Genomic DNA, 23,556 nt, shown 5'->3' on the forward strand with positions numbered 1-23,556 from the left:
ATGAGATTAACTAAACTAATATTATTCCTGTTGATTATAAATGCCGTTGCAATGGCCCAGCAAAAAGTTAAACCTGTGCCTGTGGAGGCCGGGGTTTCCTACCAATTGGCGCAGTACAGGCATTCGGTAATAAGCGATATCCTTTATCGCATCAGCTTAAAAGTACCGGCTGCACGAAATGAGCGGATTACCGGCGACATCGGTATTCAATTTATACTGAAATCCGTAGATCAACCGCTACAAATTGACTTTAAGCAGGATGCTGGCAATGTTAAACTGATTCAGTTGATAGATCATACCACCATTCCGATTATCGTGGAAAAGGAGCATATCATTATTGATAAAAAATACCTGCGTATTGGGGAAAACATGATTATGATTACGTTTAGTGCAGGTGATGCCTCGCTGAATCGCAACGACGATTATTTATATAGTCTTTCCGTTCCCGACCGTGCCCGTACCATATTCCCTTGCTTCGATCAGCCCAGCTTAAAGGCTAAGTTTTTACTGACACTTGGTGTGACTAAAGATTGGCAGGTGTTGGCAAATGGCATAAAGCAAACCGAGCCGGCACCCGAAGAACATGATGGCCAGGTAAAGTATTTTTTTAGTACTACGGATAAGCTACCCACCTATCTGTTCTCGTTCACTGCCGGAAAATACGCCGACGTCAAGCAAATGATAGGGAACCGTGAAGCCGAATTCCTGCATCGTGAAACTGATTCCGCCAAAATTAAATTAAATTCTGATTCCATATTCACAGCTCATCAGGATGCCATTAGCTTTTTGGAAAACTGGACGGGGATACCTTATCCATTTCAAAAGATAGGCTTTGTGGCCATACCCGATTTTCAGTTTGGCGGAATGGAACATCCAGGCGAGGTACAATATAAGGCATCCAGCTTGTTTTTAGATGAAGGCGCTACCAAAGATCAACTCATCGCGCGGTCTAATTTGATCTCGCACGAAACAGCCCATATGTGGTTTGGCGATATGGTGACCATGGAATGGTTCAACGACGTTTGGATGAAGGAAGTGTTTGCCAACTTTATGGCCGATAAGGTGACCGAAAAACTTATGGGGACCGAAACGTTTAACCTTAAATTTTTGCAGGATCATTATCCGGCAGCCTATGGGGTTGACCGGACCCCGGGGGCTAATCCAATACGGCAGCAACTGGATAATTTACAGGACGCGGGTTCGCTTTACGGCAATATTATCTATCATAAAGCACCCATTATGATGCGGCAGCTGGAAAGCCTGATGGGTAAAGATAATTTCCAAAAAGGTATACGCGAATACCTGAAAAAATACGCCTACGGTAATGCTACCTGGCCTGAACTGATCGCCATCCTGAGCAAATACAGCACTACTAACCTGTATACCTGGAACAACGTTTGGGTAAACCAGCCAGGCCGGCCGGTGTTTGATTTTAAAGTGAATTATAGCGGGAATAAAATCAGGAGTTTAATCATCAGCCAACATCCTGAAGTAGGGGCGCAACGCATATGGCCACAGGTTTTTAATATCACCCTGGTTTATCCTGATCATAGCAAAACTATTCCGGTAAACATGAATGCGCGGCAAATTGTACTGAACGCCGCTGCAGGTTTGGCAAAGCCCTCGTTCATCTTATTTAATTCCGATGGGGTGGGCTATGGTCTGTTCCCAACAGACAGGACCATGACCAGCAGCTGTTTTAATTTGGAAAGCCCCTTGCAGCGGGCATCGGCTTATATTAACGCTTTTGAGAATATGCTGGCCGGTCGTGTTTTTAAACCGGTTGAATTATTAAAACTTTACCTGCACGGCATCGGCATCGAAAAAAATGAGATGAACCTGCGCCTGCTTACCGGCTATGTTACCAGCGTTTACTGGACGTTTACTTTGCCCGAAAAGCGGACTGCTTTAAGCATGGCTGTTGAACAAGCTTTATGGACTTCTATGGAGCAACAGAAAGCGCCAAACAATAAAAAGATACTGTTTGGCGCCTACCAAAACGTTTATTTAAGTTCTGAAGCTAAAAGCCGTATCTACCAGATATGGTTAACCCAAAAGCCTCCGGCCGGCATTAAACTGGCCGAAGATGATTATACCGCTATGGCGCTTTCCATTGCCCTGAAAAGCGATACAGTTACTTCGGTATTGAAACAGCAGCAAGCCAGGATAAGTAACGCTGAGCGCAAAAACAGGCTTGCGTTCCTGATGCCCGCCCTGTCCCTGAGCGAGCAGGAGCGCGACGGTTTTTTTAGCAGCCTTGCGGATCGTAAAAATAGGGCAAAAGAAGCCTGGGTAACAACCGCGCTAAGCTATCTAAATCACCCGTTAAGGCAAAAACCATCTATAAAATACCTCCGCAAAAGCCTGGAACTGGTTGAAGAAATTCAGCGGACTGGTGACGTGTTTTTTCCGCAATCGTGGCTGGGCGCGGTCTTTGGTAACTATCAAACTAAGGAGGCTTATCAGATTGTCGGCGATTTTCTGAAACAGCATCCCGATTATAACCCTAAATTAAAAGCTAAAATACTGCAGGCTATTGATAACCTGCAGCGGGCACAACAAATGCTAAAACGCTGATCGAATTTAAAGAATTTGAACCTGGGCGGCATCAAATCGCAAATTTCAGGAACACAGGGATAGGATAAAAATATTTTATAGCTTAATACCTGCGTACTGTTTTACTACTTATCTTTAATCAAATGGAAGAAACAGGGAAAACTTTAACGGAATTTAACGCGTCATTAAATTTAGAACAGCCTATTGGTGAGTTGTCTGCGCAGTTGAAAAGTCTCTGGTATGATGGTAAAGGTGATTGGCGTAAAGCGCATGAACTGGTTGATCAGTTGAATGATCCGGCATCGGCGTGGGTTCATGCTTACCTGCACCGTAAAGAAGGTGACATAGGGAACGCTGATTACTGGTATCGCAGAGCAGGGAAAATTCGCCCAGACCAGTCTTTGAAAGCGGAATGGGAGCAATTAGTGTTACAATTTCTTTGACAGGGGGCGTTTACCGGGTAGATGCTGAAAAAAGCGATGGCGGATGGTACAGCCTGCAAGAAAGCAAACAGGCAGGCCTTTGTGCTGCAAGCCAAAATGATACCCGCTGCTTCCGACAGGGAAAACGTAAAGTGGAGACAATCAGGAAAACATAGATAAAGATTTTTGTTACCAGGTTTTATCGGGATGCTGTAATTATGGATTTAAATTTGAGACGACGGTACTATTTTTTCAAGCGAACGGTAAACGTTGAGCCTTCACGGTAAGTAGAACTAACGGTAATTGTACTATTTAAAAGATAAAGCAGGTCTTTAACGGTTGATAATCCAATACCTGAACCAGAATTGTTAAAACGATCCTTAGTTTTTAATGTGAAATTATTGGTAAATATTTTTTCCAAATATTCTTCGGGAATACCCGATCCATTGTCTTCTACTTCCAGCTGGTAAAATTCATCAGTGTCAGCGAATCGGACTTTGATCACACATTTATTTTTGTCATTATAGCGAATAGCATTACTTAATAAGTTGATCAGTATTTGCTCAAAGGCGATAATAGAAAAGTATACCTTATGCGTAGCTATAGGCAAATCGATCTGTACATTATCCGGAACAACCAATAGGCTTAACAACCTGTTCACCAAAACTTTTAACTCAAATTCTCGTTTTTTTTTCAATAGTAAAGCCGGGTTTTTAGAATAGGCCATCATCTCATCAACCAAAGTAAGCAGGTTATCTGTAGCCGAGATATTCATATTCACTAATCGCAGGCAGCCATCATTTTGTATTATTTCCTGGCGCCCTCGTAAAGCTTGTGAAGTCAGTTTAATACTGCTCAACGGATTTTTAATGTCGTGGGCAGCCATTGAAGCAAACTTTTGTATCAACACATTTGCATTCATTAATTCCTGGTTCATTTTTTCAAGCGTCGTAACTTTTCTACGCAGCTCAATTTTATCCACAACCTGTTTAGCCAGCGCTTTTAACGCATCAATTTGCGCCTCACTGAAATCATGCGTTTCTTGATCCAGCACACAAAGGGTGCCTAACGCAAATCCATCCTCATTTATTAAAGGAACGCCTGCGTAGAAGGTAACTTTGGCTTCAGACACTACAGGATTGGTAGCAAAACGCTCATCAACCGAGGCGTCGGGAACAATCAGTACATCTTCCTGGGAGGCGATGGTGTAGGTACAAAAAGATAAATCTCTGAAATTTTCTGAAAGGTCAGTACCGATATGCGATTTAAACCACTGCCGTTTATCATCAATAAAGGTAATAAGGGAAATAGGTGTGTGGCAGATCGCTGACGCTATGGAAGCAATGACATCAAAATCTTTTTCTTCACCACTATCCATGATGTGATAGGATTGTAAAGCAATTAACCTTTCAGTTTCATTCTCGGGAAGAGGTAATGTTTTTATAGCCATCGTTGGTGTAAACAAAACAAATATATGCTTTAATAAATCCTTAACGGTCACCATCAGGTAACAAGGCTGCTAATAGACAGCATCGTATTAAACTATGTAATAATAAAGGCCTTATATCTACGGACAAAGGAACACTAATCATAAATAATTTTAAACCTCATCTCGTTCTTATTGATGTTAAATTGGTTGATATGTATGGATAGTTGATTTTCAGGAAGTTAAATAAAAACGTTAAAAACCGATACATCCCAGTGATTATTGTTTCCGCAACACATGATTTAGCTTACAATAGCCCGATTTAAAGCGCAGTTTTAGTTACTTCTCTATTAATCTGGTTTAATTAATTGTATTAATCACAAGTCTGATTTCTAAATAAATTTAATTTTTTGCTATAATTTAACGTCAGTTCCGTTTCTGGCCGCTCAAAACAAATTGTAGTATTTTTCCGTTCTTAAATTTATTTTTCATTTTGAACTAGATTATGCCCGAACCATCAGATAAAAATAAACAAAGAGAACAGGCCGTTGCAGCTAGTGAAGATCGCCTGCTGGCATTGGTTGCCGCAACTTCCGACGTCATTTACACCCTGAGCCCGGATTGGGCCGTGATGCATGAGTTGGATGGTCGAGGCTTTCTAAAAGACGCCCATGAGCCGGTAAGGGATTGGAAATCCCGGAATATCTACCCGGACGATTTGGGCATGGTCAACGCTGCTATTAACGCTTCAATAGCGGGCAAAAAAATATTCGAACTGGAACATCGGGTTATTAGGGCAGACGGCACACCAGGCTGGACTTTTTCTCGTGCCGTACCCATCCTTGACAAAAAAGGCGAGATCATCGAATGGTTTGGTGTAGCCAGCGACATCACGGAGCGCAAAAAGGCGGAGGAGGCATTAGCGGTAACACGGGAGCGGTCTGAACAACAAAGAAGGACCTTTGAGACTATTACTTCCAATACACCTGACCTTATGTATGTATTCGGTTTGGATTACCGCTTTACTTATGCGAATAGTGCTTTATTAGATATGTGGGGTAAATCCTGGGAAAACTCAATTGGTAAAAGCCTGCTGGAAAATGGTTATGAGCCCTGGCATGCCCAAATGCACGAACGGGAAATAGACCAGGTCCGGGCTACCAAAAAATCTGTTCGTGGTGAGGTGTCCTTCCCTCACGCGGTACTTGGCCGCCGTGTTTACGATTATATATTAACCCCGGTACTTAATGCGCAGGGCGAGGTAGAAGCCGTAGCCGGGACAACGCGGGATGTTACGGAACGTAAGCGATCAGAAGAAATGCTTGGACAGGCCTCCGAAGAGTTACAAGCCATTAACGAAGAAATAGTAGCGGTTAATGAAGAACAAGCAGCTTCCAACGAAGAGCTAACTGCCACTAACAATGAATTGGCGCTGGTGAACGAGCAGTTACAGGAAGCCAGGCAAAAGTTCGAAGAAAGCCAGGTGGCGCTGCGCTTAGCGCTCGACGCAGCGAATTTCGGCACCTGGTTTATCCATTCCGAAACGCGGCAGTTCGTCACAGATGCCCGGCTTAAAGAACTGTTTGGTTATTATCCGGATGAAAGCCTTACTATAGAACAGGCCTTGGCGCAAATCACCGATGAATACCGCAGTGTTGTCGCCTCAAAATTGGAAAATGCAATCTATAATAATGGCGACTATGATGTTACCTACCCCGTGGTAGGCCTACACGACAATCGGTTAAGATGGCTTCGTGCTGTTGGTAATCTTAAAGTTGACCCGTCCGGAACCTTTTCCGCGTTTACGGGAGTGGTCATGGATATTACAGAACAACAGCTGGCGGCGCAAAAGATTGAAGCAAGCGAAAAACATTTTCGTTACCTGGCCGACTTGGTGCCTGCAAAGATCAGCAATGCGCTTCCCAGTGGAGAAGTTACCTTTTTTAATAAACAATGGCTTGACTATGCCGGTATGAGTTTCGAGAACCTGCGCGATTTTGGGTATCAAGCAATGATGCACCCTGACGAGATTCCAGGTTTTCAGGCACAGCTGGGTGAGGCCGCCGCTAAAGGTGTGGCGCTGGAAAGTGAAATACGCTTCAAAGACATGAACGGCAATTACCGCTGGCACCTGAATATCGCTTCACCGATATTGAACGAAAATGGCGACATTACGATGTGGGTCGTCTCAACTATAGATATCCAGCGTATTAAAGAAGAAGATCAGCGCAAAAGTGATTTCATCGGGATGGTTAGCCACGAGTTAAAAACACCGCTTACTTCACTTAACGGTTATCTTCAGATGCTGCAGCTTAAGGCCAAAAAGGCAGAAGATAGCCTTGCCAAGGGCGCACTGGAACAGTCTTTAAAACAGGTTAAGCGAATGACGACTATGATCAATGGCTTTTTAAATGTATCCAGGTTAGAATCAGGCAAGATCTATATCGAAAAGCAACAGTTTGATATGGCGGACTTAATTAAAGAAATGGCCGAAGAAACGAAACCTCTTTATATAGGTCATGAATTTATATTTTACCCGGTGGAATCAACGATGGTTAATGCCGACCGTGATAAAATAGGGCAGGTGATCAATAACTTTATCAGTAATGCTGTTAAATATTCCAGGAATGGTACCTCTATTCAGATTGCCGGTGTACAGGTGGATGGTTTTTTCCGGGTAAGCGTAAGTGATGAAGGTATGGGCATTGATAAACGGGACATGCCCCGGCTTTTTGAACGTTATTACAGGGTTAATAACAATAACAATATTTCAGGTTTTGGAATAGGTTTATACTTGAGCGCGGAAATCATCGAACGGCATCAGGGCAAGATCTGGGCGGAAAGCGAGCCCGGCAAAGGTTCTACATTTTATTTTAGCCTGCCTCTGGCACTTCGGTAGCTATCGGCACCAACAACCGGATCGAACAGGTAAAGGAGATTAATTTTCGGCATTCTATAGGCTTGCTATATTCTGCCTTTACCTACTATCTTGAATTCAAAGTCAATTGTGATGAATATAAAGTGATAGGCCTGGCGTTATGTGGCGAACCATTGTATGCCGATGTAATTTTCAAACACCTCGTGGATTTGAGTTATATTCTTTTCTTTTGGCTTTTATAGTCTCGTATCACTACCTCAATTAATGTCAGGTTGCTTTCAGCAATACAACATCAATGGTTGTAATCTCCCCCTCTTAACCCTTCTTTCAGGCCCGACGAAATAGGGGTGAAGGGAAGGGGCCCGCTCCGATAAACTGGAACCGGCGGGTGAGTTTTAACCTCGGTTAGTTTACACCATATTTTGATATGTTTATATATCTTTGGAGCTACGTGTCCAATTATTCCCTTAAACTTAAATGAGGCTCAGGTTATATCTTTTATTTTCATGGCTACTGTTGATAAACCTGGATGGGTATGCGCAAACGGCGGCTACCGATTCGTTGTTAAATAAACTCAATACCGTACTGGCTGATAAAGACCGGTATGTAAAGCAAAAAACGGACCGCATTGATGAACTTAAAAAACAGGTAGGCCAGGCCGGCAACATCAATAAAAAGTATAATATTTACCAGCAGTTGTATAACGAGTACAAAAACTTTAGCTACGATTCGGCCTACAACTACGCTAAAAAACTCCAGGCAACCGCCGCCCTGCTTAATGATCCGGGCCGAATGGCCTCTTCTAAAATGGAACTGGGTTTTACGCTCATTTCATCGGGCATGTTTAAAGAAACCCTGGAAACGCTTAACAATATCAACCTTCAATACCTTTCTGCAAATGATAAGGTGGAATACTATTTTCTTATGGCCCGAAGCTATTTCGATCTGTCGGATTTTGACCGGAACGTTGATTACTCTGCAACCTACAATCCAAAAGGAATCGCCTGTATTGATTCGGCGCTTTCATGCGCCATTCCGGACACTTACAATTATTTGGCTTTAAAAGGATTGCAGGCGCTGCGAACATCCAACAATGATGCGGGCGTAAAGTACTACAACGCCTTATTGCAGCTTAAAAATTTAACACCTAACCAATTTGCTGTCAGCGCGTGCTCGCTCAGCTATATCTGCGAGGTGCAGGGCAAGCAGGATCAATCAACCCAATTACTCATCCAGGCAGCTATTGCCGATATTCAATCGGCTACTAAAGAAACCGTAGCCATATATAAACTCGCTGATTTCCTGTACAAAAAGGGCGATCTCAACAATGCTTTCATCTACATTAAGCAGGCCATGGACGATGCAACCTTTTACGGGGCCAGGCACAGGCAGGTAGCCATTAGTAGTATTTTGCCCATTATTGAGGCGCAGCGCATTAGTACGGTAGAGCAGCAAAAACGGTCGTTGTTTATATACTCGTCCATCATTACCGTACTGGTGCTTTTTGTGGTGGTATTTGCGGTGATCATTTTTCGTCAGCTCAAAAAATTACGCATTGCCGATGATCTGATCAAGGAAGCCAATGTATCCTTGCAGGAAAGCAATGTAGCGCTGGAGGCTCTGAATCGCAATTTAAGTACCGCCAACAAGATCAAGAACGAATACATAGGCTATTACTTCAACATCAACTCCATTTATATTGATAAACTGGAAAGCTTCCAGAAATCGCTGGATAAAAAGCTAAGCAGCAAACGTTATGAAGACGCGCAGGCTGCCATTAAAAGCCTGAACCTGGAAAACGAGCGACACCAATTGTTCCATACCTTCGATAAAGTTTTCATTTCGCTTTTCCCTGATTTTATTGGCCGCTTTGATGTCTTGTTCCATACAGGCGAAAAAATTGCAGTGGCCGAGGGACAGTTGCTCAGTACCGAGCACCGTATTTTTGCCCTCATCAGGATGGGCATCCACGATACCGACAGGATAGCCAAACTGCTGGGCTACTCGGTGAATACCATTTACTCCTACAAAAATCGCATCAAAAACAAATCGTTCATTGCCAATGATGAATTTGAAGATCATATTATGGCGATAGAGGCGGTGTAATTTGGGTAGGAAATAACGCAGACTAACCAAGATAAAGGCTCGCCCGTTCTACGCTTCGCTTATCCACTCTTTAACTTAGTTGAAAAGAGATGTTTCAACTATAGCTAATCAAAACTAAAAACTTTTCAATCCTTCTTTACAGCGAAGCTGGAATGAGATATTACACCTGCAAAGTGGGGATTGGCTGGTGAGTATTTGCCAGCATAGAGAGCCGATTGCTCCGGCGGCCTATTTTATATTGTACAACATTTTCCATACTTCCGCGCCCAAAGCACATTTACATGTGATCACAAAGTTGGTAAAGTGCGCCCATGCCTTGTTTTTGCCCAATATCGACTCTTTTTAAATCTATATTGGCTTTATATTGGTTTGTAATTAAATTCCTGATAATCAATGATATATAAAGAGTATTTCTTTTGTATTTTCTATATTGAACTATCGCGCTATTGTTTTGCCAAAATTGCCTCCTTTTATTTGATCCTGATTTGCCAACCAAGGCAAGTGCTAACAAACCAATTTAAAACCAATAATTAAATGAAAAAAGTTTACTTATTCAAGTACGGCCTGACCGTGCTGCTTTTAATTTCTGCAATAGCTGTATTTGCTCAAAAAAACACTTTCAAAGGCAAGGTGGTTGATGAGCTTAATCAGCCGTTACCAGGCGCTACTGTTCATGTAAAAGGAACAGATCAGGCTACCGTTACCGATATGAACGGCGCCTTTACCCTGTCGGGCAGTCAGGTCACAGTAACCGTTCAGATCTCATTTGTAGGATACGACCTGCTGGAACCCGTGCTGAAGGTCAATGAAAACCCTGTTATTAAGTTAATTCCTAATTCGAAATCATTAACAGAGGTGGTTGTAGTGGGCTACGGAACCGTAAGGAAATCCGATCTTACAGGTTCTGTATCAAACATCGGCAGTAAAGATCTTAATCCGGGATCTGTAACTAACCCTTTGCAGCAGCTTACGGGTAAAGCTGCAGGTGTAAGCGTTACGCAGATAGGCAGCGAGCCTGGTGTTGCACCAACCGTGCGTATCCGTGGCATAACGTCATTACAGGGCGGTAACGACCCACTGGTGGTAGTTGATGGTATACAGGGCAATATGGACCTGTTAAACCAGGTGCCGCCAAGTGAAATTGCTGCAGTGGATATACTGAAAGATGCATCGGCGACAGCCATTTACGGTTCACGTGGTGCACCGGGTGTAATAGTTATTACCACCAAGAAAGGCAGTTCAGGCAAAAGCAGTGTAGAGTACACAGATAACACCTCGATGGATGTGATCGCCAAAAAACTCTCTGAATTAAATGCCGCCGAGTGGACAGCACAAGCCGAAAAGCAGGGTGTTGACGTATCGGCCAATCATGGCTCAAACACCGATTGGTTTAACTTACTTACCAGGAACGGGGTTACACAAAACCATTCCCTGGCTTTTGGCGGTGGCGCCAATGGTTTTAGTTACCGTGCCTCGGTAAGTGCTATTAACCAAACAGGTATTGTTATCAACTCAAACTATAAAAAATATATAGGCAGGATAACGGCAACCCAAAAGGCTTTGGATGATAAGCTTACCCTTACCATGAATGTAAACAGCGGCGTTAATGACGCTGTTTATAGTCCAATAGGTATTGGTCGTGCGGCATTCAATTCAAACCTCATCAGCAATACCTATGTATCAAGGCCAACGGACCCGGTATTTAATACCAATGGATCTTACTATGCCGACCCCAATGTATTTCAATACATTAATCCGTATGCCGTTTCACAAACTGTTAAAAACAATGTGAACACTAATAACCTGTTTGGCAGCTTAAGGGCCGACCTGGATATTTACAAAGGTTTATCGGCGGGATGGTTTGGCAGCTGGCGTAAATCTGATACCAACACCGGCTATTACGCGCCGGCGGCATCAACCATTGCAACGGCAATTGATAACAAAGGTATCGGCAATATCAGCAATAGTCACGTTGATGAAAAACTCATGGATATCAGCTTAAACTACAAACATGAATTTGGTTTAAGTCATTTCGACGCGTTGGCTATTTATGAGTGGCAGGCACAAACCTATAATGGCAGCTTTGCGCAGGGCAGGGGCTTTATCAATGACCTGGCCAGCTACAATGCTTTACAACTGGGTGATATTTCAAAAGTTTTGCAGGGCGATATTTCATCCTATAAAAACGACAGGAGGCTGGTATCCTACATCGGCCAGATCCACTATTCCTACGATAATAAATACCTGTTAACCGCCAGTTTCAGGCGCGATGGTTCAACTGTATTTGGGGTTAACAACAAATGGGCAAATTTCCCATCTGCAGCAATTGCATGGCGAATTGACCGGGAAGGTTTCATGAAGGATCAAAACGTTTTAAGCAGCTTAAAATTACGTGTAGGCTACGGTGTTACCGGTAACCAGCAGGGGATAGGGCCTCAAAACTCTATCGCTTTGGTTGGCCAGGCCGGCTCTGTATTCTTCGGCGGGTCAACCATACCAAATTACGCGGCTACCCAAAATTCAAATCCAAACTTAAGGTGGGAAACACGTAAGCAAACAGATATTGGTTTAGATTTTTCATCACATGACACCCGTTTTAACGGTACTGTTGATGTGTACAACGCCAATACAGAAAACCTGCTGTTTAATTACACCGTACCACTTGAAGGTCCGTTTTTAACCACCAATATACTGGCCAACGTGGGTACTTTACGTTCGCGCGGTCTGGAGCTTTCTTTAAGCTACATGGTTATTAAAAATCAAAATACCACTTTAACACTTGCAGCTAATGGCTCATTAATGCAAAGCAAGGTTACCAAACTTGGCGGCAAAATTGAAGGCTATGATATACCAACCAATTATGTTGGATGGGGCGGCGGCGGTAACGCGTACCTTGTTGTAGGCAAACCGGTGGGTACCTTCCTTATTTTAAAACACCTGGGCAAAGATGCCAACAGTGCCGAAGCTGTTGTTGATCAGGATAAAAACGGCACTATTGACCAGGGATCGCAAAGTAAGGACAGGATTGAAGAAGGCCAGGCATTACCAAAATACACTTATGCCTTTACCCCAAGCTTTACCTACAAAAACTTTGATGCATCGATGGTTTGGCGCGGATCTGGCGGTAATAAAATTTACAATGGCCTGCGCCAGGAGCTAAGTTTATTAGAAAACCTGGGGAAATCAAATGTGCTTTCAAGCGCCGTGCCACTGGGCATCCAATCATCCCAATACGGATCTGACCTTTGGTTGGAGAGCGGATCATACTTAAGATGGGAAAACCTCTCTTTAGGATACAGGTTTAACCTCACCAAAGTTAAATACATCAGCGCGCTGCGTTTATCCTTAACCGGCCAAAACCTGGCCATCATTACCAAATACAAAGGTATTGACCCCGAGTTGGATACAAGCGGCGGAAGCTCATCAGGTGCCGACTACGGAACTTACCCCCGTACCAGGACCTTTTCAATAGGCTTAAACGTTGTTTTAAAATAATCAGATCATGAAAAATATATTATTCAGTATTTTTATTATTGGCCTTGCTGCTCAAAGCTGCACCAAGGTTAATGAAAACGTATATGACAAATATGCTGCTAACCAATTTTACTCAACACCGGCTGGTGCAGATGTGGCGTTGGCAAGCGTATATGCAAAAGTTACCGGCTCATGGGGTTCTAATTATGCCGGCAGGGATAACTGCTGGTATGACCTTAACTGCTTCTCATCTGATGAGCAGGTAATACCCCACCGTAATACCGGCGACTGGCAGCTTGATTTTGCACAGTTATATACCCGCACCGCATTGCCAAGTCTTGGTATCATTAACAATACGTGGAACTGGGCTTACTCCACCATTTACACCGCCAACTTAGCAATATCCGAGCTTACCGCGGCAAAAGCAGATCCGGCAAAAATAGCTGAGGCTAAAGTTACCCGCGCCTGGCTTTATTATCTGCTGATAGATGATTTTGGTGATGTGCCTTTTTACACAGATAACAACACCGATATCTCCAAAATTCCGCAGGAAAAAAGAGCCACCATTTACAATTTTATAGTAAGTGAGCTTAAAGCCAATGTAGACCTTTTATCTGAAACAAGAGGCGGCGCTTACTATGGCAGGTTTAATAAATGGGCCGGATACACGGTATTGGCCAAAGTTTACTTAAATGCCGAAGTGTATACCGGTACCGCACATTGGGCAGAAGCGCTTGCAGCTTGTAACAAAGTAGCATCCGGCGGTTTTACCTTACACCCGGCAAGTGCGAGTACAGGCAGCGCGCTGGGCAATACCTATTATGACCTTTTTGGCGATGTATGCCCTAACGATGAAACCATTTTTGCCTTGTTTATTACGCAAAACGTAATCAGCGGTAATATCTACGCCATCAGGAGTTTAAATAGTCCGAATGGTACCGCGCTGATCGGTTTTGCCGGCTGGAATGGTACCATCATCCCGTCAGAGTATTATGATAAGTTTGATAATGCCGATATAAGGAAGAAACAATTCCTGGTTGGCGCACAGGCCGGTGGTACTACTTATACCAAAGAGGTATCATCATTAATTGATCCGGGCGCAGGGCCTAATGAGGGTATCAGGGATGTTAAATTCTTCCCGGTAAAACCATCAGACGGCAGCGGCGAATCAAATGATTTTCCAGTGTACAGGTATGCGGATGTATTGCTGATGCAAGCCGAGTGTAACTTTCGGTTAGGAAACGCAGCAGCAGCGGCCCCTTTCCTTAACCAGGTTAGGGAAAGAGCCGGCCTTAACGATATAGGCTCGCCCACCCTCGATAATATTTACGATGAAAGAGGATTTGAATTGAATATGGAAGGCCACCGCAGGCAGGATATGATCAGGTTTGATAAGTTTTTGCTGGCACATGGTTTTGTACAAACAACACCTGCCTATAGGAAATTATTCCCTATCCCAACTGCCGCGCTTAACGCAAACACCAGTTTGAAACAAAACACAGGTTATTAATTATTGAGTTATGAAAAAAATAATCAATTTAACATTAGTAGCAATGGCCTTTATGGCCGTTGCCTGCCATAAGCAGGCCGAGCTTACCACGCTAAAGCCTGTTGCTTTTACGGGTACTGTAACCGCGTCAACCACAACGGCTACGCTTACACCGGCTACAGATGATCAATCGGTGATCACATTTACCTGGCCGGCGGTGGTGTATCCTTACAAATCGCACGTAACCTATACGCTGCAGGCTGATTTGCCCACAGACACCGTGGGTGCTAACGCCTGGCAAAATGCCACATCGGTATTAATTGGTAATGATGTATTAACCAAAACCTATAAAGGCAGCGAGTTAAACACCTTGGCACTTGCCCTGGGTGTCACTCCAAATGAGGTAGGTAAAATGGTTTTCAGGATACAGGCTTACCAGGACAGGAACGCTTACACCAAAGCTATAACGCTTACCGTAAGTCCGTATAAAATAATCCTGCCGCCAAGCAATAATTACCCGGTATTATACCTGCCTGGCGATTATCAGGGCTGGTCGCCGGGTACAGCGGGCACGGTTGCGGCATCGGTACCCAACATTTATGAAGGTTACATTTATGAACCCGCCGGTGGCAGCTATCACTTTAAGTTTACCAGCGCACCAGACTGGGACCACATTAACTATGGCGATGGCGGTACAGGTTTACTAAGCACCGACGGAACCAAGGGCGATTTGGTATTGCCAGGCCCGGGTGTTTATGAACTGGTTGCCAACCCATCTGCCCTAAAGTGGTCATATACCCTGGTTACCTGGGGCATTATTGGCGATGCTACACCAGGCAGCTGGGATAAGGATACCCAAATGACCTACGATGCCACCAAAAAAGTTTGGACAGTAACAGCAGATATGCTTGCCAGTGGTTCATTCAAATTCAGGGCTAATAATCAGTGGGCTATTGATTTTGGTGTAACCGCAGATGGCAAACTTCAATATGCTGATAATCCTGCGTTACCCTACAACGGATCATTAAATAACTTAACAGTGCCGTCAAATGGTAATTATACCATTACGTTAGATCTGCATGATCCTAACAACTACAATTTTAAGTTAAAGAAAAACTAATCAATAAGGCGGCACGAAAGCGCCGCCTTATGAATATCTATTTTTAATAATTTGACTATGTTATTGAGAATTACATAGGTGCTTAGTTGATTACAGGGTGCCATACCTGGTTGGCACTCCTGTTTTTTACCTGCAATTATTTTACAGCAATAACAAACTCATTACCCAGATTAATTCATGAAATTCATTAAGATCACATTTTTGCTTGCATGTGTTTTAAACTTGCCGCGTGTTAAGGCACAATCACCTGTGGTAATGCCCGGTAATTTTGAAACTGCTACTATTGGAAAACAGGATGTTACTTTTAAAACTACCAACTCTTATGGTAAAATAACAGTTTACAGCCCATCCATTGTTCGCGTACAATTAGATAAAAGCCCGCTTGGCGGTGATTTTTCTTACGCTGTTGTTGGTAAAATGATGCCCGTAAACGCACAGATAACCCAAACAGAAGGCGAAATAAATATCACTACCGATTCGCTTAAGACTGTAATTCAAAAAAAGCCTTTCAGCATCGCCTTTTACACAATCGCTGGCAAAGTGATCAACCAGGACGAACCGGGCTTGACCACTTCATGGGTTAATCAATCGGTAACAACCTACAAAAAAATGCAGGATGATGAGCACTTTGTAGGCCTTGGTGAAAAAACCGGTAATCTTGACCGCAAGGGCAATGCCTATACCAACTGGAACTCCGACGTTTATGGTTACAGAACGGATGCCGACCCACTTTACTCCACCATTCCGTTTTACGCGGGTATTCACCACGGTTTAAACTATGGTATTTTCATGGATAACAGTTATCAAAGCGATTTTAATTTTGGTGCCAGCAACAACCGTTTTTCATCATTTGGCGCGCATGGCGGGCAAATGAACTATTATTTTATCTACCATAAAAAAATGGCAGATATTATTGCTTCTTATACCTGGTTAACCGGCCGCATGCCCTTGCCACCAAAATGGTCGTTAGGTTATCAGCAAAACCGCTACAGTTATTATCCCACCGCCGAGGTAATGCGTATAGCGCAAACGCTGCGCGAGAAACGCATCCCTGCCGATGGTATTACCTTAGATATTCATTACATGGATAGGTACCAGCTATTTACCTGGAACAGGAGTCGCTTTCCCGACCCGGTAAAGATGAGCAACGATTTAAACAAGCTTAATTTTAAACTAACGGTTATTGTTGACCCAGGCATTAAGGTTGAAAAAGGCGCTCCTGCTTATGAAAGTGGTTTAAAACAGGATGTATACATCAAATACCCCGATGGTACACCTTATACCGGGCAGGTATGGCCGGGTTGGTGTAATTTTACCGATTTTACCAGCGAAAAGGGCCGGGCCTGGTGGCGCAACCAGGTCGACTTCTTTGCTAAATCAGGTGTGAGCGGGATATGGAATGACATGAATGAGATATCCACCTGGGGTCAAAAAATGCCCGATAATGTTTTATTTGATTTTGATGGCAGGCAAACCACCCACCTGGAAGCGCATAATGTGTATGGCCTGGAGATGATTCGATCGAGCTATGAAGGTGCTTTGGAACATTTTAAAGAACGCCCCTTTATCCTGAGTCGCTCCGGTTACGCAGGTTTGCAACGCTACTCGGCCATTTGGACAGGCGATAACCGTGCCGAAGAAGATCACATGCTGTTAGGTATCAGGTTAATGAATAGCCTGGGCTTAAGTGGGGTATCTTTTACGGGGATGGACATTGGGGGCTTTACCGGTAACCCAACCACTTCGCTGTATACCCGTTGGATTGAACTGGGTGCCTTTATTCCTTATTACCGTAATCATACCGCGCTTAATAGCCGTGCTGCCGAACCCTGGGCTTTTGGCGAGGACGTACTGGATATAGCACGTAATTATATCAGTTTGCGTTACCAACTTATGCCGTATTTATATTCGTCATTTTATGAATCAACCCAAAACGGGATGCCAGTAATGCGTTCATTGGCTATCAACTATACTTTTGATCCTAAAGTATTGGATGCTGCCTACCAGAACCAGTATGAGTTTGGCAACGGATTTATGGTTGCACCGTTTGAAAGTACAGCCTCATTTGGAAAAGTTTATTTCCCCGCAGGTAACTGGTATGACCTGTATACCGGGGCAGAGCAAAAGGGCGGGCAGGAAGTAACTGTTCCGTTAACGGTGAGCAAGCTGCCGGTTTATGTTAAGGGTGGCAGCATTATACCTATGCAGTCATTAACCCAGTCAACGGCTGAATTGCCTACAGATACCCTTGCCGTGCATGTTTACAAAGGCAGCAAGGCAAACCATTTTGTTTATTACGAAGATGATGGCAAAAGCTTTAGTTATCAAAAAGGTGACTTTTACAAACGTACCATCAGCTTCGATCCAGATAAAAAAGCCATCACTTTTGAAAAGGCCGAAGGTAGTTTTAAAACCAATTTTAAATACATCAGGCTGGTGCTTCATGGCTTTGAGCAGTCAACATCAGTTAAAGTCGGCAACACCGATTTAAAACTACAGGATAGCAGCGTAGCCTTTTTGGGTGCTGCCGCCAATACCGACCCGCAAGGAAGCGTTAACGCGCCAGACAACAGCCCGGTTAAAACCATAACCATCAGCAATGCATCAACTAACATTCAAATAAATTATTAATAAAAAGGAAACGTGTGTATGAATTTGTGTAACAAAAAATCCCAAATGAATAGTTTAATACTACTTATGATGCTCGTAGGCTCATTACTGGGCTGCGGCAAAAAAACTCCTGCACCATCAGATACAGGCACAACCAACCCTCCACCGGTAAGCGGCGACCCAGCACAATACGGTACCCCCTTTAGCGGCGTTCCTGCCAGCAAGGATATTGTGATGTATGAGGTGAATTTAAAAACCTATTCGCCGGTTGGGCTTAACAGCGCGATGGCCCGCCTTGATTCTATCAAAGCGCTTGGCATCAATGTAGTTTGGTTAATGCCTACCTATCCGGTTGGTGTATTAAAGGCGTCAGGATCGCCCTACGCGGTAAAAGATTATATGGCTGTAAACGCCGACTTTGGCACCCTGGACGACCTGCGGGCTTATGTTGCCAAAGCACATACTTTGGGCATGGCGGTGATATTGGATTGGGTGGCCAACCACACTTCGTGGGATAATGCCTGGATTCAAAATAAATCATGGTACCAACAGGATGCCGGAGGGAACATCATTATTCCGCCGGGGACTAATTACAGCGATGTTGCAGCATTAAACTACAACAATGCCAATATGCGCGCGGCCATGATCAAGGCCATGAAATATTGGATCTTTAATGCCAATATTGACGGTTACCGCTGCGATTTTGCCGATAACGTGCCCAACGATTTCTGGGCGCAGGCGTTGGATACCCTAAATACTATAAAAACCCATAAGCTGATCTATTTGGCCGAAGGCACAAAAGGACCGGAAATAACAGCCGGTTTCCAGCTTAGCTATGCGTTTAGTTATTATAGTACCCTTAAAAACGTATTTGCCGGAACTCAAACACCCTCGGCTTTATTTAGTACCAATATGGCAGAAATTGCTTCGCTACCATCACCAGGCATTAAGCTAAGGTATATTACCAACCATGACAATGCATCTTCTGACGGCAGCACCATAACCGAATATAAAGCCAAGCAGGGTGCATTGGCAGCGTTTGTTTTAGCGGCTTATATGGGTGGTGTACCGCTGGTATACAGCAGCCAGGAGGTAGGATATCCTAACGCGATTAATTTTTTTAACAATGTACCTGTTGATTATAATGCCAACCCCGATATGGTTGCTGAATATAAAAAGATCATCGCCTTTCGCCAGGCTCATGAAGCTGTTAAAACCGGCGCGTTAACCGCTTATAACGACAATGACATTGCGGCGTTTGAGAAAAAAACAGGTGCCGATGATGTGTTGATACTGGTAAATACGAAAAATAGCAGTATCAATTATACTGTTCCGGCCGCGTTGCAAGGCACCACCTGGACTAACGGCTTAACTAAAATTAACACAACTTTCAATACCCAGGTTACCCTGCAACCGTACCAATACCTGGTATTTAAAAGATAAGTTTTTCTTGTTTACTTTTTATATACAGGCGGCTTGGTCTCCGCTTTTTGGATTTGGTAATCACAGCGCGATGCAGTGATTACCTTTTTTATTATAGGGCGATGGCAACGAAGTAAGTAGATCACCCAAGAGATTATCAAATTTGTTTGCACGCTATCATCATAAACTGCCATTACAAATTATTCATGACCGTATAATTGACGAAGCAAAAAGATTGTTTTTTTATATAGGCAAGTCGGCTAAAGAAATTGCCTACGAACTGGGTTTTGAGGATGCGGCACACTTTAGCCGGTTCTTTAAAAATATAACAGGCCAAAATATTTCGGAATACAAAAAAGAAGGATAACTCATTATCCCGGGCTATAATCCCAATCAAGGTATTTTCAGATCTCTCAGTTTATTTATACTACCCCTTGTTTCTAAACCCGCTAAGCCGTCTAAGCCGATCCATTACGGGAAGTAAAAATCCTGCGATTCCTGTATGATAGCAAGTCCTGTAACTTAACAGGCCGTAGTGATGGAAAGTAAATGAATCAGTAAAATGTACCGCAATCTCACTAATTATCACCGTGTCAATAATCTGACAGTCAGTACTTTTGATTAATAAAAAAAATTAAAAGATGGACAAAAAAACAGCAGCTGAGTTAATTATTCAAAGCATCAAAAACAAAAAAATAAAATTTCAAGATTTAGCAGACGCTACCGGCAGTAGTTTAATTTTTACGATACACGCCCTGCATGGCCAGGCCACTTTGGATCAGAAAGACGCTGAAAAAATTGGAGAGATATTATCGCTGGCACCAGAGCTTGTGGCATCGTTACAGGAAATTCCGCTAAGAAGTGCATTGCAAGCTATACCTACTGATCCAACTTTGTACAGGTTAGTTGAAATGATGCAGAATTATGGCCCGGATATTAAAGCGGCCATTAATGAGCTATTCGGAGACGGCGCGATGAGCGGTATTGATTTTAAGATAGACATCGAAAAGGTTGAATCACCTAACGGTGCCCGCGTGAAGCTAATTTTAGATGGCAAGTTTTTACCATTTAATAAATTCTAAGCAGGTATCAGGAGCATAAAGATAGTACAGTTGTCTTTATGCTCTCTAATAAATAAAAAAACCAATAAAATAAGATTGAGAAATCATAGAATTAAAATTAGCACAAACAGATAGTTACAAAGCTCTGCTCAAAGCCAATAGCGATTGGGCAACTAGACGCATACAGGAAGAACCTGACTTTTTCAACAAACTGGCCGCCGGCCAAAGTCCCGAGATATTATGGATAGGGTGTGCAGACAGCCGCGTTCCGGCAAATGAAGTTACAGGTACGCGGGCAGGCGAAGTATTTGTACATCGTAATATTGCAAATGTAATCGTACATTCGGATATGAACATGTTAAGTGTTCTGGATTACGCGGTAAATACTTTAAAAGTTAAGCATGTGATAGTTGCCGGCCACTACGGGTGTGGTGGCGTTACCGCTGCGTTAAGTAGAAAACAGTTTGGCCTGATAGACAATTGGTTAAGGCATATTAAAGATGTTTACCGCATACACAGCCATGAATTGGATGCCATCGAGAACCAGACCGAGAAAGTAAACCGACTTGTAGAACTAAACGTTGAAGAACAGGTTTATAATTTATGCAGAACGACAGTTGTACAAAATGCATGGAAAGAGCGCACAGATCTGGAAGTGCATGGATGGGTAATAGATTTGAAAACTGGTCTTGTAAAAGATTTGAACGTATCGCATCAAAACGCGCATAGTTTAGGATATGTTTATGAATTGAATGAAGAAACAGTGAGCCACTAACATTATATTTAAGGATGAAAAGTGAGTTTAAAGTATATGATATCTGCGAGTTTTCTTTAGATAGGCAGCAGGACGTTATTGTCAGTCGTTTTGATGTCTATTTAAAAAATCTCAAATACCTTCATTTTCCGCATCGTCACGATTTTTATCACCTGATTTTATTTACGCATGGTGGCGGTAGCTTTTCAATTGATTTTCAAAACTTTAAGATAATACCATACAGGGCCTATTTTATGGCCCCCGGTCAGGTGCACGGCTGGGACTTCGAGGGTAATATGGATGGCTATGTCATTAATTTCTCTGTTCAGTTTTTTCAATCCTTCTTATTGAAATCCGACTACCTGGATCAATTCTATTTTCTTAATGGTATCGCGGGTGATTCAGTGATTGACATTTTGGAAGAACAAAGAGCATCAATTACCGAAATCTTAGAAAATGCGGTTAGAGAGATGGAAAAACAACACCGTTTTAAAACGGATGCGATTAGAGTTTGGATTCTGCAACTTTTTTTACAGATCGGAAATATGAATGTGAGAAATGAGGTACACCCGGCAGATTCCTATAACATGACGTTGTTGCGGAATTTTGAAAAGTTGATTGAAAAAAATTACCTGAACCTGCGGTTGCCAAAGCAGTATGCCGAGCTTTTATTCATTACTCCTAATCATTTAAATGCGCTTTGCAATGAAGTACTGGGAAAGTCTGCGGGAGATTTAATCCGAAACAGGATTGCCCTCGAAGCTAAACGGATGCTGATTAATTTCAATTTGACGGTTACGGAAATCGCGTATGCGTTAAATTTTGAAGACAACTCCTATTTTTGCAAATTCTTTAAGAAACAAGCTGGGCTTTCGCCTGATGGATTCAGAAAGCACATTCATACGGATACCGAATAAATAGCGAAAAGCGCTGCCTATTCAAATACCCCTGTTAAATGCAGGTACCGGTCATTTGTAACCAATTAAGAGAAATTGATTGTTGATTGATCTTGTATTTCCCCTTTATAATTCAAGCCAGGCACGGGAGTTCTCACCATAATACTAACAAAAAACAATCCAAAGTTAAAAGTGCATTAACGAACGCATGACCGGCGACTTGATACTGAAAAATTATTGCAACCTTTATGCAATAGCCCGGTCTAATCAGTAAGTGAGCCACCAAAACGAATATCAGCATACAGATCAACAACTGGTTTCCCGCGCTTTGGGCGGCGACAGGTATGCTTTTGGTAATATTATTAAAAACACCGAGGGGCTGGTGGCTCAACTGATATTTAAAATGATACCGGTACCGGCCGATAGAAAAGACCTTGCTCAGGATGTTTACCTGAAAGTTTATAAAAATTTGCCGGGCTTTAAATTTAAGTCCAAATTATCAACCTGGATAGGGCAGATCACTTACAATACCTGCCTGCATTACCTGGAGAAAAAGAAGGTAATGCTGGTAGAAGTGCGGGATAATGAGGATGACGGGCAACAGCAAATGCTTGAGCGGCTGCAGCAAAAAGATGCCGGCCATGATGATAATGAGGTAGAGCGGTTACTTTCAGCAAAGGAATTATCTGTTATTTTAAATGCCGAAATGGATAAGCTATCGCCGGTATACAAAACGTTGTTATCCCTTTATCACCAGGAAGAAATGAGCTATGCTGAAATTTGCGAAATCAGCAACCTACCCGAAGGCACTGTTAAAAATTACCTTTTCAGGGCCCGTCAGGCTTTAAAACAAAATCTGCTAACCAACTATAAACGCGAAGATTTATGAGTAGTTATCATCCTTCAGACAATGATTTACAGCAATACGCCCTGGAGGGCACATTCGCAGGCGAAGACATTGCCGCCCATGCACAAGGCTGTGCCGCTTGCAGCGCTAAGCTGGCCAATTACCGCCTGCTTACCCAACAAATGAGCACCATGCAAAAGCCGGCTTTTGATTTTAACCTTGCCCAACTGGTGCTGGGGCAACTGCCCGCCCCAAAAGCGGAGTTTCCCTGGATCACTGTTTTAGGTGTTGCGTTAACCATGATATTTTTAGCTACAGTATCATTGGTATTCGGCAGCTACCTGGTACTGTTATTTAAAAGCCTGCCAGCGTTGTTTGTTGCCATTTTAACATCAAGCGCAGTAGCTGTATTTGGGGGTGTGCTCAATACAATAATTAAAGAACACCACGACCAAATGAAAAAACTGGATTTTAATTGATTAATTAACTGCAACA

Annotated in this window: 16 protein-coding genes and 1 pseudogene; 16 read left to right on the forward strand and 1 reads right to left on the reverse strand. The window is 43.0% G+C overall.

Going from position 1 to position 23,556, the window contains the following annotated elements; translation table 11 throughout:
* Both Q0R88_RS21125 and Q0R88_RS21130 read left to right on the forward strand, forming a co-directional pair.
* Positions 1-2,577, forward strand: a complete 2,577-nt coding sequence (locus tag Q0R88_RS21125) for a M1 family aminopeptidase (protein WP_295720099.1) — start codon at positions 1-3, stop codon at positions 2,575-2,577.
* Positions 2,578-2,699: 122 nt separating this feature from the next.
* Positions 2,700-2,999, forward strand: coding sequence for a hypothetical protein (locus Q0R88_RS21130; protein ID WP_295720101.1), 300 nt, complete (start codon positions 2,700-2,702; stop codon positions 2,997-2,999).
* Positions 3,000-3,222: 223 nt separating this feature from the next.
* Here Q0R88_RS21130 and Q0R88_RS21135 read toward each other — a convergent pair whose 3' ends face one another.
* Entirely contained in the window at positions 3,223-4,428 is a 1,206-nt protein-coding gene (locus Q0R88_RS21135) for a GAF domain-containing sensor histidine kinase (RefSeq protein ID WP_295720103.1), read from the reverse strand.
* A 553-nt stretch (positions 4,429-4,981) separates the two neighbouring features.
* Here Q0R88_RS21135 and Q0R88_RS21140 point away from each other — a divergent pair.
* From Q0R88_RS21140 to Q0R88_RS21205, 14 genes and pseudogenes are all read left to right on the forward strand, one after another.
* Positions 4,982-7,303, forward strand: a complete 2,322-nt coding sequence (locus tag Q0R88_RS21140; protein WP_295720105.1) for a PAS domain S-box protein — start codon at positions 4,982-4,984, stop codon at positions 7,301-7,303.
* Between the two features lie 38 nt (positions 7,304-7,341).
* Positions 7,342-7,524 (forward strand): carbamoyltransferase N-terminal domain-containing protein, encoded by a 183-nt coding sequence (locus Q0R88_RS21145; protein WP_295720154.1) that lies wholly within the window; start codon positions 7,342-7,344, stop codon positions 7,522-7,524.
* A 235-nt stretch (positions 7,525-7,759) separates the two neighbouring features.
* Positions 7,760-9,388 (forward strand): DUF6377 domain-containing protein, encoded by a 1,629-nt coding sequence (locus Q0R88_RS21150; protein WP_295720107.1) that lies wholly within the window; start codon positions 7,760-7,762, stop codon positions 9,386-9,388.
* Between the two features lie 534 nt (positions 9,389-9,922).
* Complete coding sequence (locus Q0R88_RS21155; protein WP_295720110.1) at positions 9,923-12,883, forward strand: SusC/RagA family TonB-linked outer membrane protein; 2,961 nt, start codon at positions 9,923-9,925, stop codon at positions 12,881-12,883.
* Between the two features lie 7 nt (positions 12,884-12,890).
* Positions 12,891-14,372 (forward strand): RagB/SusD family nutrient uptake outer membrane protein, encoded by a 1,482-nt coding sequence (locus tag Q0R88_RS21160; protein WP_295720111.1) that lies wholly within the window; start codon positions 12,891-12,893, stop codon positions 14,370-14,372.
* A gap of 10 nt (positions 14,373-14,382) precedes the next feature.
* The gene (locus tag Q0R88_RS21165) at positions 14,383-15,471 is read left to right on the forward strand and encodes a SusE domain-containing protein (RefSeq protein WP_295720114.1); all 1,089 of its coding nucleotides are present in this window, start codon (positions 14,383-14,385) and stop codon (positions 15,469-15,471) included.
* A gap of 177 nt (positions 15,472-15,648) precedes the next feature.
* Complete coding sequence (locus Q0R88_RS21170) at positions 15,649-18,102, forward strand: TIM-barrel domain-containing protein (protein WP_295720116.1); 2,454 nt, start codon at positions 15,649-15,651, stop codon at positions 18,100-18,102.
* A gap of 45 nt (positions 18,103-18,147) precedes the next feature.
* Positions 18,148-19,524, forward strand: a complete 1,377-nt coding sequence (locus tag Q0R88_RS21175; protein ID WP_295720118.1) for an alpha-amylase family glycosyl hydrolase — start codon at positions 18,148-18,150, stop codon at positions 19,522-19,524.
* Between the two features lie 121 nt (positions 19,525-19,645).
* A pseudogene (locus tag Q0R88_RS21180) lies at positions 19,646-19,870 on the forward strand (helix-turn-helix domain-containing protein); the annotation flags it as partial.
* Positions 19,871-20,144: 274 nt separating this feature from the next.
* The gene (gene cynS, locus Q0R88_RS21185) at positions 20,145-20,585 is read left to right on the forward strand and encodes a cyanase (RefSeq protein ID WP_295720120.1); all 441 of its coding nucleotides are present in this window, start codon (positions 20,145-20,147) and stop codon (positions 20,583-20,585) included.
* A gap of 85 nt (positions 20,586-20,670) precedes the next feature.
* Positions 20,671-21,339 (forward strand): carbonic anhydrase, encoded by a 669-nt coding sequence (locus Q0R88_RS21190; protein WP_295720156.1) that lies wholly within the window; start codon positions 20,671-20,673, stop codon positions 21,337-21,339.
* A gap of 14 nt (positions 21,340-21,353) precedes the next feature.
* On the forward strand, positions 21,354-22,235 hold the full coding sequence (locus tag Q0R88_RS21195; RefSeq protein ID WP_295720122.1) for a helix-turn-helix transcriptional regulator: 882 nt from the start codon (positions 21,354-21,356) through the stop codon (positions 22,233-22,235).
* Positions 22,236-22,488: 253 nt separating this feature from the next.
* Positions 22,489-23,103, forward strand: coding sequence for a sigma-70 family RNA polymerase sigma factor (locus tag Q0R88_RS21200; RefSeq protein ID WP_295720125.1), 615 nt, complete (start codon positions 22,489-22,491; stop codon positions 23,101-23,103).
* Positions 23,100-23,540 carry a hypothetical protein gene (locus Q0R88_RS21205; RefSeq protein WP_295720127.1) on the forward strand — a complete coding sequence of 147 codons (441 nt, stop codon included), beginning with the start codon at positions 23,100-23,102 and terminating at the stop codon, positions 23,538-23,540. The genes Q0R88_RS21200 and Q0R88_RS21205 overlap by 4 nt, the downstream gene beginning before the upstream one ends.
* Positions 23,541-23,556 lie beyond the last annotated feature (16 nt).

Origin of the sequence: Mucilaginibacter sp. (assembly GCF_025362475.1) — a bacterium.
Classification (GTDB): domain Bacteria; phylum Bacteroidota; class Bacteroidia; order Sphingobacteriales; family Sphingobacteriaceae; genus Mucilaginibacter.

Excerpts from the sequence above, each read along its gene's own strand:
- Q0R88_RS21125 (WP_295720099.1), top strand. The coding sequence starts at position 1 with ATGAGATTAACTAAACTAATATTATTCCTGTTGATTATAAATGCCGTT.
- Q0R88_RS21130 (WP_295720101.1), top strand. The coding sequence starts at position 2,700 with ATGGAAGAAACAGGGAAAACTTTAACGGAATTTAACGCGTCATTAAAT.
- Q0R88_RS21135 (WP_295720103.1), bottom strand. The coding sequence starts at position 4,428 with ATGGCTATAAAAACATTACCTCTTCCCGAGAATGAAACTGAAAGGTTA.
- Q0R88_RS21150 (WP_295720107.1), top strand. The coding sequence starts at position 7,760 with ATGAGGCTCAGGTTATATCTTTTATTTTCATGGCTACTGTTGATAAAC.
- Q0R88_RS21155 (WP_295720110.1), top strand. The coding sequence starts at position 9,923 with ATGAAAAAAGTTTACTTATTCAAGTACGGCCTGACCGTGCTGCTTTTA.
- Q0R88_RS21160 (WP_295720111.1), top strand. The coding sequence starts at position 12,891 with ATGAAAAATATATTATTCAGTATTTTTATTATTGGCCTTGCTGCTCAA.
- Q0R88_RS21165 (WP_295720114.1), top strand. The coding sequence starts at position 14,383 with ATGAAAAAAATAATCAATTTAACATTAGTAGCAATGGCCTTTATGGCC.
- Q0R88_RS21170 (WP_295720116.1), top strand. The coding sequence starts at position 15,649 with ATGAAATTCATTAAGATCACATTTTTGCTTGCATGTGTTTTAAACTTG.
- Q0R88_RS21175 (WP_295720118.1), top strand. The coding sequence starts at position 18,148 with ATGAATAGTTTAATACTACTTATGATGCTCGTAGGCTCATTACTGGGC.
- cynS (WP_295720120.1), top strand. The coding sequence starts at position 20,145 with ATGGACAAAAAAACAGCAGCTGAGTTAATTATTCAAAGCATCAAAAAC.
- Q0R88_RS21195 (WP_295720122.1), top strand. The coding sequence starts at position 21,354 with ATGAAAAGTGAGTTTAAAGTATATGATATCTGCGAGTTTTCTTTAGAT.
- Q0R88_RS21205 (WP_295720127.1), top strand. The coding sequence starts at position 23,100 with ATGAGTAGTTATCATCCTTCAGACAATGATTTACAGCAATACGCCCTG.